The organism is Vibrio sonorensis (genome assembly GCF_001854765.1).
In the GTDB taxonomy this organism is placed as follows: Bacteria; Pseudomonadota; Gammaproteobacteria; order Enterobacterales; family Vibrionaceae; genus Vibrio; species Vibrio sonorensis.
Window position 1 is genome coordinate 1 of record NZ_LJJE01000049.1, and the last position, 803, is coordinate 803.

Annotated in this window: 2 pseudogenes; both read right to left on the reverse strand. The window is 42.7% G+C overall.

The annotated features are described in order from the left end of the window. A pseudogene (locus BLO31_RS09230) lies at positions 1 to 447 on the reverse strand (IS5 family transposase); the annotation flags it as partial. 82 nt (positions 448 to 529) lie between these two features. After that, positions 530 to 772: pseudogene (locus tag BLO31_RS23100) on the reverse strand (DUF4158 domain-containing protein); the annotation flags it as partial. Between the last annotated feature and the right edge of the window lie 31 nt (positions 773 to 803).

The following is an 803-nucleotide window of genomic DNA, read 5'->3' on the forward strand; positions in this document are numbered from 1 at the left end:
GTAGCTTTCGCCTGACTCGATGCTTTCCGTCAGTGCCATGCTTTTTCACTTTCCACTCGCCTTCACCGTAGACCTTGAGCCCTGTCGCATCAATGGCTAAATGCTGAATCATGCCTTTTTCCTGGTCTTGAACGTGACGTTAACCGCTTTAGCTCGCTTGCTAATGCATGAATAATGAGGGCATGACAACGGTAGTTGAGCAAGCTTAAAAATAGAATTAATGAATCCTTGTAAACTTCTCAATGGCATTGAAAACACCCGCTTTACCATGAGAGCCGTCGTAATCGCTAAGTCACTAAACAAACGAGGTCTTCCTCGGGTACCTTGCTTAACCTGTTTCCAGTGCTGGACTGTCTCGTCGTCAATCCAAAATGTCAGAGAACCACGATTGATCAAAGCTTGGTTATATTGTTTCCCGTTAGTTGTTTTGTAGCGAGGCTTGGGCATTGGTCTAAGTATTTGAATGAACTTAGCTGATCAGATCGTAGGTTAATGATTTAGTTCCCCGATTTAGGAAACAAAGCCTGTTTTTGATATTCAATTGAGCAGCAACAAAGAGCAAGACATCTTCAGGAATACGGTCGAACTCCATAAAGAAAGTCCCGAGAAAGCGTACGCAAGTCAGCTGTAAGGCAAAACCGAGGCGATTGTGTTTCCCTCGATGCTTATTGATCAATGCCAAATCAAATTCATCCAAATGAAAGTATCGGGTAAGCTGTAATTCATTGGGGATATCGGTAAAAGAACGAGGGCGTTCAGAATTCTGTGTCAGCTAATTTTTGTTAGAGATCTAAGACATCATT